The 16,580-nt window shown below is 58.5% G+C and carries 20 protein-coding genes; 7 read left to right on the forward strand and 13 right to left on the reverse strand.

Going from position 1 to position 16,580, the window contains the following annotated elements:
- The first annotated feature begins 175 nt into the window (after positions 1–175).
- Positions 176–1,231: a transporter substrate-binding domain-containing protein gene (locus ACR0LZ_RS06320; RefSeq protein WP_480748930.1), complete on the forward strand. Its 1,056-nt coding sequence runs from the start codon at positions 176–178 to the stop codon at positions 1,229–1,231.
- A gap of 3 nt (positions 1,232–1,234) precedes the next feature.
- Here the strand turns inward: ACR0LZ_RS06320 and ACR0LZ_RS06325 are convergent, their stop codons facing one another.
- The 6 genes from ACR0LZ_RS06325 to ACR0LZ_RS06350 all read right to left on the reverse strand — a co-directional run bounded on the left by ACR0LZ_RS06325 (position 1,235) and on the right by ACR0LZ_RS06350 (position 5,854).
- A complete protein-coding gene (locus ACR0LZ_RS06325; protein ID WP_480748931.1) occupies positions 1,235–1,579 on the reverse strand; it encodes a hypothetical protein in 345 nt (114 codons plus the stop codon).
- A 126-nt stretch (positions 1,580–1,705) separates the two neighbouring features.
- Positions 1,706–2,533, reverse strand: coding sequence for a 2,3,4,5-tetrahydropyridine-2,6-dicarboxylate N-succinyltransferase (gene dapD / locus ACR0LZ_RS06330; protein ID WP_480748932.1), 828 nt, complete (start codon positions 2,531–2,533; stop codon positions 1,706–1,708).
- Positions 2,534–2,625: 92 nt separating this feature from the next.
- Positions 2,626–3,591, reverse strand: a complete 966-nt coding sequence (gene bioB, locus ACR0LZ_RS06335; RefSeq protein ID WP_480748933.1) for a biotin synthase BioB — start codon at positions 3,589–3,591, stop codon at positions 2,626–2,628.
- Positions 3,584–4,171, reverse strand: a complete 588-nt coding sequence (locus tag ACR0LZ_RS06340; protein ID WP_480748934.1) for a biotin transporter BioY — start codon at positions 4,169–4,171, stop codon at positions 3,584–3,586. The genes bioB and ACR0LZ_RS06340 overlap by 8 nt, the downstream gene beginning before the upstream one ends.
- Positions 4,172–4,292: 121 nt before the next feature.
- A complete protein-coding gene (locus tag ACR0LZ_RS06345; protein WP_480748935.1) occupies positions 4,293–4,892 on the reverse strand; it encodes a GntR family transcriptional regulator in 600 nt (199 codons plus the stop codon).
- Between the two features lie 44 nt (positions 4,893–4,936).
- Positions 4,937–5,854 carry a threonine/serine dehydratase gene (locus ACR0LZ_RS06350; protein ID WP_480748936.1) on the reverse strand — a complete coding sequence of 306 codons (918 nt, stop codon included), beginning with the start codon at positions 5,852–5,854 and terminating at the stop codon, positions 4,937–4,939.
- Positions 5,855–5,943: 89 nt separating this feature from the next.
- On the opposite strand from ACR0LZ_RS06350, the gene ACR0LZ_RS06355 reads away from it, so the two are divergent.
- Positions 5,944–6,789, forward strand: coding sequence for an LOG family protein (locus ACR0LZ_RS06355; protein ID WP_480748937.1), 846 nt, complete (start codon positions 5,944–5,946; stop codon positions 6,787–6,789).
- A 48-nt stretch (positions 6,790–6,837) separates the two neighbouring features.
- A complete protein-coding gene (locus tag ACR0LZ_RS06360) occupies positions 6,838–7,125 on the forward strand; it encodes a hypothetical protein (protein ID WP_480748938.1) in 288 nt (95 codons plus the stop codon).
- Positions 7,126–7,131: 6 nt separating this feature from the next.
- On the opposite strand, the gene ACR0LZ_RS06365 is transcribed toward ACR0LZ_RS06360, so the two are convergent.
- On the reverse strand, positions 7,132–7,341 hold the full coding sequence (locus tag ACR0LZ_RS06365) for a hypothetical protein (protein ID WP_480748939.1): 210 nt from the start codon (positions 7,339–7,341) through the stop codon (positions 7,132–7,134).
- A 160-nt stretch (positions 7,342–7,501) separates the two neighbouring features.
- Here ACR0LZ_RS06365 and ACR0LZ_RS06370 point away from each other — a divergent pair, with 160 nt between their 5' ends.
- Positions 7,502–8,620 (forward strand): cystathionine gamma-lyase, encoded by a 1,119-nt coding sequence (locus tag ACR0LZ_RS06370; protein ID WP_480748940.1) that lies wholly within the window; start codon positions 7,502–7,504, stop codon positions 8,618–8,620.
- 6 nt (positions 8,621–8,626) lie between these two features.
- On the opposite strand, the gene ACR0LZ_RS06375 is transcribed toward ACR0LZ_RS06370, so the two are convergent.
- Together ACR0LZ_RS06375 and rlmN are read right to left on the reverse strand one after the other, a co-directional pair.
- Positions 8,627–9,010 carry a hypothetical protein gene (locus tag ACR0LZ_RS06375; RefSeq protein ID WP_480748941.1) on the reverse strand — a complete coding sequence of 128 codons (384 nt, stop codon included), beginning with the start codon at positions 9,008–9,010 and terminating at the stop codon, positions 8,627–8,629.
- 79 nt (positions 9,011–9,089) lie between these two features.
- Positions 9,090–10,274 carry a dual-specificity RNA methyltransferase RlmN gene (gene rlmN, locus ACR0LZ_RS06380; protein ID WP_480748942.1) on the reverse strand — a complete coding sequence of 395 codons (1,185 nt, stop codon included), beginning with the start codon at positions 10,272–10,274 and terminating at the stop codon, positions 9,090–9,092.
- 153 nt (positions 10,275–10,427) lie between these two features.
- Here rlmN and ACR0LZ_RS06385 point away from each other — a divergent pair, with 153 nt between their 5' ends.
- Complete coding sequence (locus ACR0LZ_RS06385) at positions 10,428–11,492, forward strand: peptidoglycan-binding domain-containing protein (protein WP_480748943.1); 1,065 nt, start codon at positions 10,428–10,430, stop codon at positions 11,490–11,492.
- 166 nt (positions 11,493–11,658) lie between these two features.
- Here ACR0LZ_RS06385 and tdh read toward each other — a convergent pair whose 3' ends face one another.
- From tdh to ACR0LZ_RS06400, 3 genes are all read right to left on the reverse strand, one after another.
- Positions 11,659–12,687 carry an L-threonine 3-dehydrogenase gene (gene tdh / locus ACR0LZ_RS06390; protein ID WP_480749073.1) on the reverse strand — a complete coding sequence of 343 codons (1,029 nt, stop codon included), beginning with the start codon at positions 12,685–12,687 and terminating at the stop codon, positions 11,659–11,661.
- 14 nt (positions 12,688–12,701) lie between these two features.
- Positions 12,702–13,886, reverse strand: a complete 1,185-nt coding sequence (locus ACR0LZ_RS06395; RefSeq protein WP_480748944.1) for a glycine C-acetyltransferase — start codon at positions 13,884–13,886, stop codon at positions 12,702–12,704.
- 127 nt (positions 13,887–14,013) lie between these two features.
- Positions 14,014–14,250, reverse strand: coding sequence for a sulfotransferase (locus tag ACR0LZ_RS06400; RefSeq protein ID WP_480748945.1), 237 nt, complete (start codon positions 14,248–14,250; stop codon positions 14,014–14,016).
- A gap of 101 nt (positions 14,251–14,351) precedes the next feature.
- Here ACR0LZ_RS06400 and ACR0LZ_RS06405 point away from each other — a divergent pair, with 101 nt between their 5' ends.
- Positions 14,352–14,645: a hypothetical protein gene (locus tag ACR0LZ_RS06405; RefSeq protein WP_480748946.1), complete on the forward strand. Its 294-nt coding sequence runs from the start codon at positions 14,352–14,354 to the stop codon at positions 14,643–14,645.
- 43 nt (positions 14,646–14,688) lie between these two features.
- Here the strand turns inward: ACR0LZ_RS06405 and ACR0LZ_RS06410 are convergent, their stop codons facing one another.
- Entirely contained in the window at positions 14,689–15,255 is a 567-nt protein-coding gene (locus ACR0LZ_RS06410) for a helix-turn-helix domain-containing protein (RefSeq protein ID WP_480748947.1), read from the reverse strand.
- Between the two features lie 115 nt (positions 15,256–15,370).
- On the opposite strand from ACR0LZ_RS06410, the gene ACR0LZ_RS06415 reads away from it, so the two are divergent.
- Positions 15,371–16,546 (forward strand): acetyl-CoA C-acyltransferase family protein, encoded by a 1,176-nt coding sequence (locus ACR0LZ_RS06415; RefSeq protein WP_480748948.1) that lies wholly within the window; start codon positions 15,371–15,373, stop codon positions 16,544–16,546.
- Positions 16,547–16,580 lie beyond the last annotated feature (34 nt).

Here is a 16,580-nt window from a genome sequence, read left to right on the forward strand (position 1 = left end):
CACTCATTCTATGAATCGTCCAGATTGCCAACCCTTGGGCACGGAATTCCTAAAAGCGTGATGAAACGACAAATTCTACCACAAAAAACCGAAAACAACGCCGAGTGAACTGGCGTTAACCTTGCCCGACTGACCCAAATTGCGATAGAGGGCCGCAAACAGGTGATACACAGCGATGCGCACACTTCTTGCCATACTATGCCTGACTATCGTGGTTCTGTCCCAGCAAAGCCAGGCGCAAACACTGACGGTCACGACAGTGACCCGTCCGCCGTTTTCATTTATCGAGGATGGTGCGGATACAGGTTTTTCCATCGACCTGTTAAACGCGCTCGCACGCTCGCTTAATTTTGCCTACACCATCAAAAGGGTCGACGGATTCTCCGATATGCTGGAAACCGTCGAAAAGGGCGATGCGGAACTGGCCATCGCCAATATCTCGATTACCGCTTCGCGCGAAACGCGAATGGATTTCAGCCAGCCGATATTCGAGGCGGGCTTGCAGATAATGGTGCCGTCCGATGCTGCGCGCAGCCCTTCGCTGCTCAATGCATTGCTGGTCCGAGAACTGTTCATTGCCATTGGGTTGGCGTTCGGCGTTCTCTTGGGCGGTGGAATGGTGATGTGGTATTTTGAGCGACGCGCTCAACCCTATTTCGATCGCAAACTGCACGAGGCCTGGTTTCCCTCGTTCTGGTGGGCGTTGAACCTAGTGGTGAATGGCGGGTTCGAGGAACGTGTGCCAAGAACTGCATTCGGCCGGGTTTTTGGCGTGATACTGGTCGTCTCTTCCCTCTTTATTGTTTCGGTTTTCACCGCCAAGATCACTTCGGTCATGACCGTCGATGCCATCAGCGGCGCAGTAAATTCGATCAACGATCTGTATGGCAAACGGGTCGGAACGATCAGCAACTCCACCGCCGCGAGTTTTCTCGAACGACGCGAACTTGAGTATGCGGGTTACGACGGGTTGACGCCGTTGCTGGCTGATTTCGAGGAAGGGGAACTGGATGCGGTTGTGTTCGATGCGCCCATTCTGTCATATTATGCCACCCATGATGGACGCAAGAAGGCTACGATGGCCGGTAATGTGTTCCTGAGGGAGAATTACGGGATCGCTTTCCCGTCTGGCTCTCCACTGGTCGAAGACGTTAATCAGGCACTTTTGGCGCTGCGCGAAGACGGCACCTATGACAAGATCTATCGCAAGTGGTTCGGTGTCAGGAATTGACCGTCAGATCTGTCCGACCTCGTCGTAAAACGGCGTCATCTGCGCTACGATCACTGCGTTTTCTTCCAGCGCCCTCTGCATCAAGGCACGCTCTTCAGCGTCGATCTCGTGACCTTCCGCCTCACGCTCTTCCAAGGTTCCGTAACCGGTAACGTCCAGCGGGGCAGTATCGGCTTGCTTGAGGATCGCGACCGTCTCGCGCACCGCCTCTGCCTCGTCCACGCCGCTGGCATAGCACATCAGGGCCGCTCCAGTTGCATCTTTGGGCAGCCCATCGCCTTCCTTGCGACCGATCTGGACCAGCAGCGTATAAACCTGCTGGCGCGATGCCTTCTTTTTCTTTTCCATGCAGCCGCCTTACCCTTGCGGCATTGACCGGTCAACCGAATCCGCTCAAGGCAGGCAAGTCGGCAGTCTGAAATCCTGTTGCGCACCTTTCTTGGTGGCCCATTGACCCCCTTGATGACTGCCAGTTCAGTCGCGCAACAACTCATTTATACCGGTTTTCGAGCGGGTCTTTTCGTCCACCCGTTTCACGATCACGGCGCAATACAGGTTGATCCCATTCTTAGATGGCATCGAGCCTGCAACCACCACCGAATAAGGCGGCACTTCACCATACATCACTTCGCCGGAGTCGCGGTCGACGATCTTGGTCGACTTGCCGATGAACACCCCCATGCCCAGGACCGAGCCTTCGCGCACGATGCAGCCCTCGACCACTTCCGAACGTGCCCCGACAAAGCAGTTGTCCTCGATAATGGTCGGACCCGCCTGCATCGGTTCCAGCACGCCGCCGATGCCGACACCTCCCGACAGGTGCACGTTCTTGCCGATCTGGGCGCAAGACCCGACGGTGGCCCAAGTGTCCACCATGGTACCGCTGTCGACATAAGCGCCGAGGTTTACAAACGACGGCATCAGCACCACACCCGGCGCGATATAGGCCGATTTACGCACGATGCAGTTTGGCACTGCCCGGAACCCGGCGGCGGTCCACTCATTGTCGCCCCAGCCCTTGAACTTACTGTCGACCTTGTCCCACCAATGGCCGCCCTGCGGGCCGCCATCCTGTTGCTCCATGTCTTTCAGCCGGAACCCCAGCAGCACGGCCTTCTTGGCCCACTGGTTCACGTGCCAGTCGCCGTTTTCCATCTTCTCGGCCACGCGCAGGTTGCCGCTGTCCAGCGCGTTCAGCGTGGCCTCAATGGCTTCACGGGTTTCGCCGCCGGTGGACGGCGTGACGGTGTCGCGCGCCTCCCAGGCGGCTTCGATGGCGGCTTCCAGCTGCGCGTTGGACATGGGTCTACTCCCTGCAGAATCTCGTCACGTTGGTGTGGCCTATAAGCAAGCAGGGGCCAAGACGCAATGCGACGCTCATTGGCCCCTTTGCGTCAGTCGTCGCCAAGGGCGCCCAACGCCGCAAACATTTCGCGGTCGTTGCCAGTTCCCGCGTTGGGGGCGGTCAGCAAAACATCCCCATAAAAGACCGAGTTCGCGCCAGCCAGGAAACACAGCGCTTGTTCGGCCGTTGAGAATTCAGACCGCCCTGCAGACAGGCGCACGCGCGCCTTGGGCATGATGACCCGGGCGGTTGCCACCATGCGCACCAGATCAAAGATTCCGACCTTTTTGCGATGCGCCAGCGGTGTGCCCTCGATCGGGATCAGCGCATTAATCGGAACGCTTTCCGGATGCGGGTTGAAGGTCGCCAGAACCTGCAGCATCGAGGCGCGATCACGCAGGCTTTCGCCCATTCCGATGATGCCACCGCAACACAGGTCGATGCCTGCGTCCCGGCAATAGGACAGAGTTTCCAGTCGGTCCTGATAGGTTCGCGTCCCGATGATCGCGCCATAGAACTCCGGCGATGTGTCAAGGTTGTGATTGTAGGCGGTCAATCCAGCGTTGGCGAGCCGATTGGCCTGATGCTGCTTCAGCATACCCAAGGTCACGCAGGCCTCCATACCCAGCGCACGCACACCCGAGACCATCTCCAGCACATTGTCGAACTCTTCTCCGTCGCGGACCTGTCTCCAGGCCGCACCCATGCAAAACCGTTCTGCCCCGGCCTCCTTGGCTCGTTTGGCAAGCGACAAAACCTGCTCCGGGTTCATCAGTCTTTCCTTGGTCAACTCTACCTCTCGGTGATGCGCCGATTGCGGGCAATAGGCACAATCCTCGGGACAGCCACCGGTCTTGATCGATAGCAGGCTGGCTTTTTGAATGTCTTCGGGGTCGTGATGAATACGGTGAACCGCATTCGCGCGCCCCACCAAGTCCAGCAAGGGAAGGCGCAACAGCGCCTCCACCTCGTCCACCGACCAATCGCTGCGGAGGGTTTGGCCCTGATCAAGCATCCGATTTGGTCCCGCGAATTTTGGCCATCAGGCCGCCGGGGAGCCCCAGAACAATGATAGCTGCCAGCGTGATTTTGACCAGATCGCCCGCGACAAAGGGAGTAAAGCCGTAGGCCAGCACCTTATCCGACGGCACAAACTGCGCGAGCCAAGCCAACCCAAACCCATAAACCACGCCCAACCCCAACAGCATAGCGGGCCACAGAAATAATCTGCGCAGATTGCCGGCAGCCCAGCCGACCATCGCGGCCGCCACAACAAAGCCCAACAGGTATCCGCCGGTGCCACCGAACATGTAAGCCAGACCGATGCCCTTTTCCGGGGTTCCCGCGAATACGGGGAAGCCGGCGGCCCCCGCAACAAGATATCCAACCAGCGTGGCAGTTCCCAAACGAGCACCGTAAGCGGCGGCTATTGCCATGACCGCGGCTACCTGGAGCGTCATCGGCACGGGCCAGAACGGAACCTGCACCTTGGCGCTGAGTGTCAACAGAAGAACGCCCACGGCTATGCGCAGAGCCTGACCGGACAGGCCCAACGCTCCAAAAGAAGGAAGGGCGGCTTGGTGAGAGGGTTTCATGCATCGCTCCATTTTATAGATTTAATTTATCGACTTTAAATAGTATTACATTTTTTATCTATAAATTATCAAGGCACAAAAAGTCACATCATAACGTGTTGTTATAAATGATTTTAATTAACTACCGGGCACGGCGAATGTGTTTGGTAAGAACCGAGATCGCCGAAGGAGCATCCCGACGCTTCAACGCCTGAATGATTGCCGCATGATCGGCGTCCGTTCTCTGCGCCCATTTCTGACGCCATTGCGCGAACATATGACGAGCATTGGCAATATGCAGGTCATCAATGGCATGCAGCAGCCTTGGCATGGCACAGGGTGTCAGAACCGAGCGGTGAAAGGCGCGATTTCGCGCTTCCCAAGTTGGCATATCCTTCGCCTCGTCGCACGCCGCCCGCGCCTCGTCTGCCGCCTTGATCGCGGTCGGTGTCATGTTTTGAACCGAATGCTGCAGCGCCAGCGATTCCAGCGCCACCCGCATCTCGATCACTTCGCGCACTTCAGCAGGGTTCAAGGCGGTCACACGCATACCGCGGCGCGGCTCGCTTTCTGCCAACCCGTGCGCCTCAAGCCTCAGCAATGCCTCGCGCACCGGAACGTGGCTGGTCTCATAGGCGCGCGCGATATGATCCTGCCGCAACTTTTCACCCGCAGGCAACGTGCCGGTGATGATTTGCCGGCTGAGGCGGTCATAAATCTTGTCGGCAATCGTTGCGGTCATGAATTATAGATAAAACCCGCAAAGCTCATGCTCAAGGCGATAATTCAGGATAAAAACGGGTCAGGCGCGATATTTCCACCGCAGATCAGAACCGCCATTCTTTCACCAGGCTCAGGTCGATAAACACCCGACATCAACGCCGCCAGCGCCGTCGCTCCCGCTGGTTCGACCAGTATTCGCCGCTCTTGCCACAGCGCCCCTTGCGCCCGCTCAATGGCCGCATCCGAAACCAGTACGGTTTCGATTCCCCGCGCCAAACCAAAACAGATATCGCCAATCCGGCGCGCGCCCAGCGCATTGGCAGCAATCCCCGAAACCTCGACATCCACCGGTTCACCCGCCGTCTGCGCGGCATGCAAGGCGCAAGACGTCTCGGGCTCAACCGCCACGACCTTGCGCGCGCCTTGAAACCAGCCCAAGGCACCGGAAATCAGCCCGCCGCCGCCGACCGCAATCAGAACCGTATCCGCCTGCAATCCCTGCGCGTCCCATTCGGCAAAACAGGTGCCCTGCCCTGCAACGGTCATCTGTGCGTCATAGGCGTGGATCTGCATCGCACCGCTTGCCCTTTCATGCTCGCGGGCCAATTCCAATGCATTGGCGTATTCGCCGGGCACCACAGTCAGGTCCGCACCAATCCCTTCGATCAAGGCAATTTTCGATGGTCCTGCCATCTCTGGCACAAAGATTTTCGCCGGATAACCTAGCGTCCGCGCGGCATATGCAGCGGCAGCACCGTGATTGCCGCCCGATGCCGCAACAACTCCGGCCGCCGGCACACTGCAACTCAAAAGCGTGTTGAATGCCCCCCGCGCTTTGAAACTTCCTGTATGCTGCATGTGCTCCAACTTCAACTCGACAGGATAGTCCAATCCGAACCCGCCAACCCGCATCACCGGTGTTTCCTGAACGTGGCCGGCAACCCGTTGGGTTGCCGTTGAAATCTCTGCCTTCCAATCCATTTTCACATCCTTGTCACGGGGCGGTACTGGCGCTCTGTCCGGGAAACCTATAGCTGTTTCACAAACACGCAAGCAGGGATACCCCAGCAATGAGAGAAGACCACCGTCTGAGCCCGTTCCGCGACGCCCATACTGACCGTTCGACCGCGAGCGAGGTTCCGGATACGCCGCAAACCCGTTCACCTGCCTACAAGCTGGCCTTTGCGGATGACGACTTTCTCTGCCGTGACGAATTGCGCCCGGTGCGTCTGCAGCTTGAGTTGCTGAAACCCGAAATGTTGATGGCAGAGCGCCAGATCAGCTCGACCATTGTCATGTTTGGCGGCGCGCGCATTCCTGAACCATCAAAAAAGCACACAGCACGCACGCAAACCTTGGCAAACCTGTCTCAATACTACGATGAGGCCCGGGAGTTTGCCAGGTTGATGACCGAGAAATCCAAGGAAAGCGGCGGCCGCGAAAACGTGATTGTCACTGGTGGCGGACCAGGCGTGATGGAAGCCGGCAATCGTGGCGCGCATGAGGCAGGCGGCTGTTCTATTGGGTTGAACATCGTACTTCCCCACGAACAGGCGCCGAACCTGTTCGTGACTCCGGAACTCAGCTTCAACTTCCATTACTTTGCCATCCGCAAGATGCATTTCCTGATGCGCGCCCGTGCGATCACAATCTTCCCCGGTGGCTTCGGCACGATGGACGAACTGTTTGAGTCGCTGACGCTGATCCAGACCGGGCGCATGGAACGGGTACCCTTCCTGCTGTTTGGCCGGGCGTTCTGGGAAAAGGTCATCAACTGGGAGGCGCTCGCGGATGCGGGCACGATATCGGACGAGGATCTGGACCTGTTCCGTTTTGTCGACACCGCTCAAGAGGCGGTGCACATCATCGAAAACTGGGAACCGGCGCCAGCGCGCGATTCAATTCCCGGGAGATAGCGGGAATCGTGGTAAACTGTGCTTCGACCGCATCCAAGGGAGGAGCTCATGTCCTATGTAACGGTTTCCAACTGGAGTTACGACGACACCCTCGATGAAAGCGCGTTGCTTGCGACGGCCAAAGAAAAGCTCAGCCAACTCAAGGCGATGGGCGCCAGCAGTGGCCACCTTGTCAGGGTCAGCCCCACCGAAGGACTGATCGTAATGGTTTATCCGGACGAAGGCACATGGAACCGCGTGCGCGAGTCGGTCGAACACATGCGCAAGGATACCATTGCGACCGAAGGCGGCGCGATGACGCGCGCATTCAATGGCCCAGCTGTGGTTTCGGTCTGAAACCGCTTAGTGCAGTTCCGACGGAAGAACCCCAAGTTCATCGCCACCAGGCAGCCTTGTCACAACCTGTTTGCCTTTCACATCCTTGATCGCATAGCCGAAACCTGCCAGCCGGAATTTCCATTCCCGCGCGCTCAGCGACTTCGCCCGCTCACGCTGAAGCAGGTCCAGAACGCCCGCCTCAATCCCCGTTCTTTCAAAATTAGCCTGCGCCATTTCTTCCCCTCCATGGCATTGACCCCTGAATGGAAACTAATTGTTCAACAGGGCGGAAATTCACCGGATTTTAGGTGAGTCTTAGGCATTTCTTGTGCTTCCACGGCCACAATTTGAATGCTATGGCGGTTCGAACGTGATCGTCGAAGGGGTAAAAGCCATGTACAAATCAGTGTCGGATGGCCTGAAATTGGGCGAAATGCTCCACCTTCGCGGCAACACGCTAGGCAAGGGCGACCCTGTTGCCCTGCCGCTGGTACAAAGCAGCATGTACCATTTGCCTGGAACACCTGACGGGTTTCCGGGATACGGTCGCGTCAACAATGCGACATGGGAACATCTGGAACATGTGCTGGCGCATCTCGAAGGCGCACCATGTGTGTGCTTTCCTTCAGGCATGGGCGCGATTTCAGCAGCCTTGTTTGCCGTGGTCAAGGCCGGGCAGCGGGTGCTGATTCCTTCGGATGGCTACTATGTGACCCGGCTTTTGGCCGACCGTTTCCTGGCCAAACTGGGCGTCACAGTGATCGAGCGCCCAACCATGAGCTTTGCCGATGGCGGATTTGAAGGGTTTGATGTTGTGTTTGTGGAAAGCCCATCCAACCCCGGTCTGGATATGGTCGATCTGGCGGCTATCGCCCGGGATGTTCGCGCTTTGGGAGGCATTACCATTGCCGACAATACGACTTTGACACCGCTTGGACAGCGTCCGCTGGATCTGGGGATCGACGTAGTGGTGTCCTCGGACACCAAGGCGATGGGGGGGCATTCGGACGTACTGATGGGGCATGTCGCCAGTCGAAATGCAGATTTCATGGAATCCGTCGAAGAATGGCGGAGAGTGTCCGGCGCGATCCCCGGCCCGCAGGAATCCTGGCTGCTGCACCGGGGGCTGGAAACGCTGGATGTTCGGTTTGAACGGATGTGCGAAACGGCAGGGCTGCTGGCCGGAAAACTTGCCGAACACCCGGCTATCCGACGGATCCGCTATCCGGGCCTGCCACAGGACCCGTCGCACAATCTGGCCAGCACTCAGACCAGACGGTTCGGGTTCCTGTTGTCGGTCACTCTGGAAAGCGAGGCCAAGGCCGAACAGTTCATCAATGACTGCGCTCTGATCCGGCCAGCCACGTCATTCGGCGGAGTGCACACATCCGCAGAGAGGCGCGCGCGCTGGGGTGATGCAGTTGACCCGGGCTTTGTTCGGCTTTCGGTCGGTTGCGAACCGGCAGAGGAATTGTGGCAGGCGGTCAGGGCATCCCTCGACGGGTTGCATTGAGACCTCCTATTTTTTCTGTCCACGCAGTTCCTTAAACACGAATATCGGTAGCAGAATCCCCGCGATCAGTGCTCCAAGCCAGACAAGCAAAGTGGCGGCCAGCAGGTTCGATACTCCGCCAATCGTCAACCCGGCGGCAATGAAATCGGTGATCAGCAGCCCGACGAAGATCACGACCAGCGCGATACCGCCCTTGAGAGCTGGCACGTTTTTTTCGCTGACCTTTGCGATCAGGGGTTCGGCGATCACTTGTACAAGCGTAAATATGACCACCACGACGATGAAGGACAGCGGCGCGATGGAAAAGCCCGCAAGAATGGCTGCGGCCAGCAAAAGACCAACGGCGTTGCCGACAAGCAAGGCAACGGCCGACATGAGACGTCGTGACATGAGTAAATCCCTCGCAATCAATCCTTGTTGATATTGAATACGAGCCTAGACCGGGATCAGATCAATTTCATCTTGTTTTTCAAAGGCCCGCTTCGGACTCGATCTGTTTGCGCGACTTGCGCTCGCGTTCGGTTGCGGATTTCAGCTGACCGCAGGCGGCCATGATATCCTCGCCACGGGGCGTACGGATGGGTGAGGCATATCCGGCCTGGTAGATGATGTTTGCAAACGCCCGGATGCGGTTGTTCGAGCTTCGCTTGTAGGGGGCACCGGGCCATTCGTTGAACGGGATCAGGTTGATTTTGGCCGGAATGTTGTGGCGTTTGATGTGCGCGATCAGGCGGCGGGCGTCTTCGTCCGTGTCATTCACTCCGTCCAGCATCACGTATTCAAAGGTAATACGCTCCGAGTTGGATGCCTTGGGATAGCTGGCCAGTGCGCCCAGCAATTCTTCTATATTCCAACGCTTGTTGATCGGCACCAGCATGTCGCGGGTATCGTCTGTTGTGGCGTGAAACGAGATCGCCAACAGACAGCCGATTTCATCCGCGGTGCGCGCGATTTCCGGCACCACGCCGGAGGTCGACAGGGTAATGCGGCGACGGGACAAAGAGATGCCTTCGGGGTCCATCGCGATCTTCATCGCGTCGCGGACGTTGTCGAAATTGTAAAGCGGCTCGCCCATTCCCATTAGTACAATATTGGACAAAAGGCGGGTTTCGTTCTTGGGTTCACCCGGTGTCGGCCATTCCTCAAGATCGTCGCGCGCCATCATGATCTGACCCACAATTTCCGCGGATGTGAGATTTCGTACCAGTTTCTGAGTGCCTGTGTGGCAAAATGTACAAGTCAGCGTACACCCGACCTGCGAGGAAATGCACAGCGTGCCGCGATCTTCTTCGGGGATATAGACCACCTCGACCTCGTGCCCGCCAGCGATGCGGACGAGATATTTGCGGGTGCCGTCCTCGGACACCTTGCGGGTCACCACCTCGGGGATTTCGATCACGAACGCCTCGGCCAGTTGCGCGCGATAGGCCTTGGCGAGGTTCGTCATCTCGGCAAAGTCGCGCACGCCCCATTGATAAATCCATTGCCAGATCTGGTTGACCCGCATCTTGGCCTGTTTCTCGGGCGTGCCATGTTCGATCAGAACCTCGCGCAGCCGGTCGCGGGTGAGGCCCACAATATTGACCTTCCCCTCGGCAGGCAGCTTGCGGGGGATGGTCAGGACGTCATGAGTGATCGGCGCTTTGGCGGACATGGGCAGGGACTCGGCGGATTCTGGAACGGAATGCGCCTCTATATAGGAAAGTCGGCAAAGATCAAAAGGTTTCGCGCAGCGCGACAAGGGGCGTGTTTTCACGAATCTCTTTTTTAAGCTATTCTGAACATAATACTTATGGCGGAGGGGGACATGGCCAAAGGTATTTCGGCGCCTGTGGGTAAGAACAAGGCGAACGATTCCGAGGATGTCAAACAGGTTCAGACCCTGTTGAATCCGTTTGCTCAGGCCGCCGGGTTTCCAAAACTGAAAGTTGACGGAAAATACGGCAAGAAGACTGCGGCCGCGATCGGGGTATTTCAACTCAGGGTGTGCAAGTTCAAACCCGACTATGTCATTTCGCCGGGCAAGACGACGATCAAGACGCTTGTTGCGGGTCCGGCCAAAGCCAAGGCCAATGCCAAAAAGGTGGAACAGGCCAAGGTCGAAGCCAAGAAAAGCGCGCTGAAACAGGCGGTCAAGAACGCCGAAAAGGCGGCAAAGTCCGAAAAGCTGGAAAAGAGCATTTGGGGCGACATCTTTGACAAGGTCGAATCCTATGCCGATGAGCTGTATGACGACTTTCTGAACCTGTTCGAAAAAAAGGCCGAAGCCACACCCGAAGACGCCAAAAAGATCGCGGACAAGGTGATCAAGGAGGCGCAGAAAAAGGCGGCGGACGAGGCCAAGGTTGCCGCCAAGGAAGCGGAAAAGAAACCCGAACCCAAGGCCAAGGGCAAGGTGACCGGCAAGACCAAGGGCGTGAAGAAACGGCTTTTGGATGTTCTCAACGAGGTTTCCGCCTTTTACGACAAGCCCATCCTTGTTGTGTCCGGCCTGCGGTCAAAGAAATATCAGGCCGAGTGCATGTACAAAGGTTGGAACGGGCATCTGAAGCGCGGCAATTACTACTACTATCTGGCCAGAAACCAGAAGCTAAGGGAAGAGTTGGACGGCATCCGGCAGCGCAGTGACGAGAAGGCCTTTATTGAAACGATGATGAAGAAGGCCGACTGGAAACAGGTCTCGTACCACCTGACCGGCAGCGCCGTTGATGTGGCTTTGACAACCGACAAACGGATGATTGCGGCCTTGGCCACCTGCCTGAATCACCTGCGCGAAACCAACAGCGGCAAGGTCGCCTGCCATCACTTTGACCTGAAGAAATGCGAGTGGCCGATCAAGGAGACAACCAGGGCCAAGTGGAAGAAGGCCTGAGAGGGTGGCGACACATTGGGTCTCGCGAATCACGGCAATGATTGAGGCCAACCTCGCCGTTTTTCAAAGTCGGTGCTGCTCTGGCAACTGACCGCACCATTCAAAAGAGGTCCATGGCCTGCTCAGCCAGAGAGACGGCCTAAGCAATGGTCACAGCCACTGTCTGCTAGATCCAGTCCAACACGACCTTGCCGGACAGTCCGGATTTCATGGCGGCAAAGCCCTGACGGAATTCGTCGACCTTGAACCGGTGGGTTATGACGCGGCTGACGTCGAGGCCGTTTTGCAGCATGGCGATCATCTTGTACCAGGTCTCGAACATTTCGCGGCCATAGACGCCCTTGATGGTGATCGCCTTGAACACGATGCGGCTCCAGTCCACCGGGGATTTGCCCGGCGGGATGCCCAGCAAAGCGATCTTGCCGCCCATCACCAGCGACTCGACCATCTGATCCAGCGCCGCCTGCGAGCCTGACATTTCCAACCCCACGTCGAAACCCTGGCTCATGCCAAGCTGGTGGATCACATCGCGCAGGTCTTCGTTGGTCACATCGACCGTTCTGACGGACGGAACCACGTGTTTCGCCAGATTCAGACGGTCGGGGTTGATGTCGGTGATCACCACGTGACGGGCGCCCGCGTGGCGTGCGACGGCGGCGGCCATGATGCCGATGGGGCCCGCGCCGGTGATCAGCACATCCTCTCCCAACAAATCGAAACTCAGCGCGGTGTGGACGGCGTTGCCAAGGGGATCGAGGATCGCGCCGATCTCGTCCGGGATGTCATCGGGCAGCGGTACCACGTTGAAGGCGGGAAGTTTGAGGTATTCGGCAAAGGCGCCCTGTTCGTTCACCCCGATCCCGCGCGTGCCGGGGTCGAGGTGGAATTTGCCGGCCCGGCTTTGACGGCTGTCGGTCTTGATCAGGTGCCCCTCGCCCGAGCAGCGCTGGCCGATTTTCAGATCGGTGACATTGCGGCCAAGCTCGACGATCTCGCCCGCGAATTCATGGCCGGTGATCATCGGTACCGGAACCGTGTGCGCGGCCCACTCATCCCAGTTCCAGATATGGATGTCGGTGCCGCAGATGCCGGTCTTGTTTATTCTGATCAGCACCTCATCCGGGCCGATCTCGGGCACCGGGGCCTGCACCATCCAAAGCCCTTCCTCGGGCTTGGATTTTTCCAGGGCTTTCATTGTATTGGGTCGCATCAGATTACCCCCAGTTCTTTGCCCACCTTGCCAAAGGCCGCCAGTGCCCGGTCAAGTTCGTCCCTGGTCAGCGCCGCATTCATCTGGGTCCTGATCCGCGCCTGACCCCGCGGCACGACGGGAAAGAAGAAGCCCGAGACATAAACGCCCTCGTCAAACAGCCGCGCGGCCATGTCCTGTGCCAGCGTGGCCTCGCCCAGCATGACCGGAATGATCGGGTGCTCGCCCGGCAGCAGGTCGAAACCCAGCTTTTCCAAACCTGTGCGCCAGTACTTGGCATTGCCGAAAAGTTTCGAGCGCAGCATGTCGCCCTCTTCGACCAGACGGATCGCTTCCAATCCGGCGGCGACGATGGCAGGCGGCAGCGAGTTTGAGAACAGATAGGGCCGCGCCCGCTGCCGCAGCAGGTCGATCACTGGCTGCGGCCCGGCGATGTAGCCGCCGATTGCCCCCCCAAGTGCTTTGCCCAAGGTTCCCGTCAGAATGTCCACATCAACGCCGAAATGGTCCGGTGTGCCCGCACCGTTCGGCCCCATGAAGCCGGTGGCGTGGCAGTCATCGACCATCACCACCGCATCGTATTTGTCGGCCAGCGCCCGGATTGCGGGCAGGTTGGCGAGGTAGCCGTCCATCGAGAACACGCCGTCGGTGGCAATCATGATATGCCGCACGCCATCCGCCCGCGCCTGTTTCAGCCAGGCTTCGAGGTCGTTCATGTCATTGTTCAGGTAGCGATAGCGCCTGGCCTTGCACAGCCGCACGCCATCAATGATCGAGGCGTGGTTGAGACTGTCCGAGATGATGGCATCCTCGGGACCCAGGAGGGGTTCGAACAAGCCGCCATTTGCGTCGAAACAGGCGGCGAACAGGATCGCGTCGTCCTTGTTCAGGAATTTTGCCAGGCGCTGCTCCAACTCACGGTGAATATCCTGCGTGCCGCAAATGAACCGGACCGAGGCCATGCCGAACCCGCGCGGTTCCATCGCGCCTTTGGCGGCGGCAATCAGATCCGGATGATCGGCAAGCCCCAGATAGTTGTTGGCGCACAGGTTGATGACCTGACGCCCGCCAACCGTGATCTCGCCGCCCTGGGGCGAGGTGATCATTCGCTCGCGCTTGTAAAGCCCTTCGGCCTCGATCTGGGCGAGCGTGTCGGTGACATGGGTCAGGAAATCTTGGGACATCGAATCCTCCTTCGCTTTCGTGCTGTCTATCATAACGGATTTGATTCCGAAATAAGAGAATTCGATATCACGGAAAATTTTCCCGGATAACGGAATATGCTTTGGTGCTTGTCATCAACACGGAACGCTATTGCCTTGATACCGTGCCGTCTTCCTGGAACTGTTTGGTGCTGTTCGTGCGGGGAGAGAGGTCGCCACGATTTCCAACATCCAGGAAATTGCCCACCAGCTCCCAACCGCCGCAGGTTTCATAGACCAACAGCCGATCCGCAGGGATGGTATGGCGCACTTCCTCGGCATGCGCTTTGAGCACATTGGTGGCATGCAAAGCCTTAATATCGCGCGATTTTTGGCGAATTTCCATTTGAGGAAAACCTGGCGCACTCCGAAGCATTCCCAATAAATTTTGATCCGGAAGGCATACAGCTGCGTAGAAACTGCATTGTTAGTCAGGGAGACAATGAAATGTTGAAAGTCGTACTATCTGCCGCAGCGGTTACCATGATGATCGTCCCGATCGCCTTTGCAGGCCCCGGTCAGGGCAACACCGGCAACGGCAACAGCGGGTTGGCACAGGGAATGGCGGCGTCGGTATCCGGCGGCAACGCCACGCTTGGCGATGCGCTGGGCGGGCCGGGCAAGGGAACTGCCTCGGCCGTCAGTGGCGGCGGCAATGGTGGTTGGGGCAATGTCGGCAGCCAAAGCGGCGTCGCAGGTGCTGGTCAGGTTTCCAACCGCGATGGTGACCGCGGCAAGTAACCTTTTGCCGGTCGCTTCCCGACACGGAGCGACCGGTCAACCTCTAGCCGGTTTTCACGATCAGGAAGACGCGTGCAGGCCCATCGACCGACGTTATCGAATGAGGAACATCCGCCGCGTATCTCGCCGTGTCTCCGGCGGCCAGCTTTTGATCTGCAGTACCGGACTTGACGGTCACGATCCCATCAAGAACCGTAAGCTGCTCGCGGCACCCGCGTGAATGCGGTTGGCTGCGCAAACTGCCCCCCGCTTCAAAGAAGATGTCATAAACTTCGTGCCCGCCGGCCTCTTCGGGTGGGGACAGGATCTTGATGCGGCACCCCTGCCCCATGTTGTCGATGCTGGGAACGTCAGTGTGGCGCAGCACTTCGATCTGATCGCTTGCATCGGTCTCTTCCAGCAATCCCGCGAAATCGACCTGTAGGGCACGTGTCAGGTTCCACAGCGTCGCGATGGTCGGGCTGCTTTCGCCCCGCTCGATCTGGCTGACCATCGACCGGGAAACACCGCTGAGATTGGCCACGGCCTCCAGCGACAGGCCTTGGGCGCGCCGGGCCTCTTTCAGGCGGGCAGGAAGGCGCGTCAGTATATCGTCAGTATTTTCCGTCATGACGGATTCTGTGCGCCCTTGAGCGTCATTTGTCAATTCAGGCTGTGACGGTACGTCCCATGAGACAGGGCAATGCTGCAGGTGCATAATGGCGCGGAATCGAGAGGAGTGAGACATGACCGACATCGTAATCCTGGATGGCGCACGCACCGCCATCGGCACATTTGGCGGGGCGCTGGCCTCGACCGCCCCAATTGACCTCGCCACCGTCGCGACCGAGGCGGCGCTGGAACGCGCGGGCGTCGAGGGGGCGCAGATTGGCCATGTCGTGTTCGGCCATGTGATCAATACCGAGCCGCGCGACATGTATTTATCCCGCGTCGCTGCAATGCAGGCGGGCATTCCGAACGGCACACCGGCGATGAACGTGAACCGGTTGTGCGGGTCGGGTGCTCAGGCCATCGTGTCGTCGGTGCAGGCCCTGATGGTGGGCGACGCCGATTTCGCGCTTGCCGGCGGAGCGGAAAGCATGTCGCGCAGCCCGTTCCTCATGACACAGGCCCGCTGGGGCGCGAAAATGGGTGACGTGAAATCGCTGGACATGATGCTGGGGGCGCTGAACTGCCCGTTCGGGACAGGGCATATGGGTGTCACCGCCGAGAATGTCGCCGATGAACATCAGGTCAGCCGCGAACAGATGGATGCATTTGCGCTGACCAGCCAGACCCGCGCCGCTGCCGCAATCGAAGCCGGTTATTTCGACAGCCAGATCGCGCCGGTGCAGGTCAAGGTCAAACGCGACATGGTCGATTTCAAGGTCGACGAACATCCCAAGGCAACCACTGCCGAGGCTCTGGCCGGTCTGAAAGCCGTGTTCAAGAAGGATGGCAGGGTGACGGCGGGGAATGCTTCGGGCATCAATGACGGCGCGGCGGCACTGGTGCTGGCGACGGCGGGTGCTGCCGAAAAGGCGGGATTGAAACCCAGGGCGCGCATTCTGGGCTATGCCCTTGCGGGCGTACGTCCCGAAGTGATGGGCATCGGACCGGTGCCTGCGGTTCAGAACCTTTTGGCCAAAACCGGATTGTCAGTCAGCGATTTCGACGTGATCGAAAGCAACGAGGCATTCGCAGCGCAGGCCGTGGCCGTGAACAAGGAGCTTGGCCTGGACCCGGCCATAGTGAACCCCAACGGTGGCGCGATCGCGCTGGGCCATCCGGTCGGGGCGACCGGGGCGATCATCACCGTCAAGGCGCTTTATGAGCTGGAACGCACCGGCGGTTCCAAGGCGCTGATCACCATGTGCATCGGCGGCGGTCAGGGCATTGCCCTCGCCATCGAGCGGCTTTGATGCAAGAAACGCCGGGGGCGCCAAGCCCCCGCGC

The organism is Ruegeria sp. CI1, from assembly GCF_056536925.1.

What these genes read in the sequence shown, in the direction of transcription:
- ACR0LZ_RS06355 (WP_480748937.1), top strand. Translation starts at nt 5,944, where the DNA reads ATGAGAGAAGACCACCGTCTGAGCCCGTTCCGCGACGCCCATACTGAC.
- tdh (WP_480749073.1), bottom strand. Translation starts at nt 12,687, where the DNA reads ATGAAAGCCCTGGAAAAATCCAAGCCCGAGGAAGGGCTTTGGATGGTG.
- ACR0LZ_RS06370 (WP_480748940.1), top strand. Translation starts at nt 7,502, where the DNA reads ATGTACAAATCAGTGTCGGATGGCCTGAAATTGGGCGAAATGCTCCAC.
- dapD (WP_480748932.1), bottom strand. Translation starts at nt 2,533, where the DNA reads ATGTCCAACGCGCAGCTGGAAGCCGCCATCGAAGCCGCCTGGGAGGCG.
- ACR0LZ_RS06405 (WP_480748946.1), top strand. Translation starts at nt 14,352, where the DNA reads ATGTTGAAAGTCGTACTATCTGCCGCAGCGGTTACCATGATGATCGTC.
- rlmN (WP_480748942.1), bottom strand. Translation starts at nt 10,274, where the DNA reads ATGTCCGCCAAAGCGCCGATCACTCATGACGTCCTGACCATCCCCCGC.
- ACR0LZ_RS06325 (WP_480748931.1), bottom strand. Translation starts at nt 1,579, where the DNA reads ATGGAAAAGAAAAAGAAGGCATCGCGCCAGCAGGTTTATACGCTGCTG.
- ACR0LZ_RS06385 (WP_480748943.1), top strand. Translation starts at nt 10,428, where the DNA reads ATGGCCAAAGGTATTTCGGCGCCTGTGGGTAAGAACAAGGCGAACGAT.
- ACR0LZ_RS06415 (WP_480748948.1), top strand. Translation starts at nt 15,371, where the DNA reads ATGACCGACATCGTAATCCTGGATGGCGCACGCACCGCCATCGGCACA.
- ACR0LZ_RS06410 (WP_480748947.1), bottom strand. Translation starts at nt 15,255, where the DNA reads ATGACGGAAAATACTGACGATATACTGACGCGCCTTCCTGCCCGCCTG.
- ACR0LZ_RS06375 (WP_480748941.1), bottom strand. Translation starts at nt 9,010, where the DNA reads ATGTCACGACGTCTCATGTCGGCCGTTGCCTTGCTTGTCGGCAACGCC.
- ACR0LZ_RS06400 (WP_480748945.1), bottom strand. Translation starts at nt 14,250, where the DNA reads ATGGAAATTCGCCAAAAATCGCGCGATATTAAGGCTTTGCATGCCACC.
- ACR0LZ_RS06395 (WP_480748944.1), bottom strand. Translation starts at nt 13,886, where the DNA reads ATGTCCCAAGATTTCCTGACCCATGTCACCGACACGCTCGCCCAGATC.
- ACR0LZ_RS06320 (WP_480748930.1), top strand. Translation starts at nt 176, where the DNA reads ATGCGCACACTTCTTGCCATACTATGCCTGACTATCGTGGTTCTGTCC.
- ACR0LZ_RS06350 (WP_480748936.1), bottom strand. Translation starts at nt 5,854, where the DNA reads ATGGATTGGAAGGCAGAGATTTCAACGGCAACCCAACGGGTTGCCGGC.
- ACR0LZ_RS06360 (WP_480748938.1), top strand. Translation starts at nt 6,838, where the DNA reads ATGTCCTATGTAACGGTTTCCAACTGGAGTTACGACGACACCCTCGAT.
- bioB (WP_480748933.1), bottom strand. Translation starts at nt 3,591, where the DNA reads ATGCTTGATCAGGGCCAAACCCTCCGCAGCGATTGGTCGGTGGACGAG.
- ACR0LZ_RS06365 (WP_480748939.1), bottom strand. Translation starts at nt 7,341, where the DNA reads ATGGCGCAGGCTAATTTTGAAAGAACGGGGATTGAGGCGGGCGTTCTG.
- ACR0LZ_RS06345 (WP_480748935.1), bottom strand. Translation starts at nt 4,892, where the DNA reads ATGACCGCAACGATTGCCGACAAGATTTATGACCGCCTCAGCCGGCAA.
- ACR0LZ_RS06340 (WP_480748934.1), bottom strand. Translation starts at nt 4,171, where the DNA reads ATGAAACCCTCTCACCAAGCCGCCCTTCCTTCTTTTGGAGCGTTGGGC.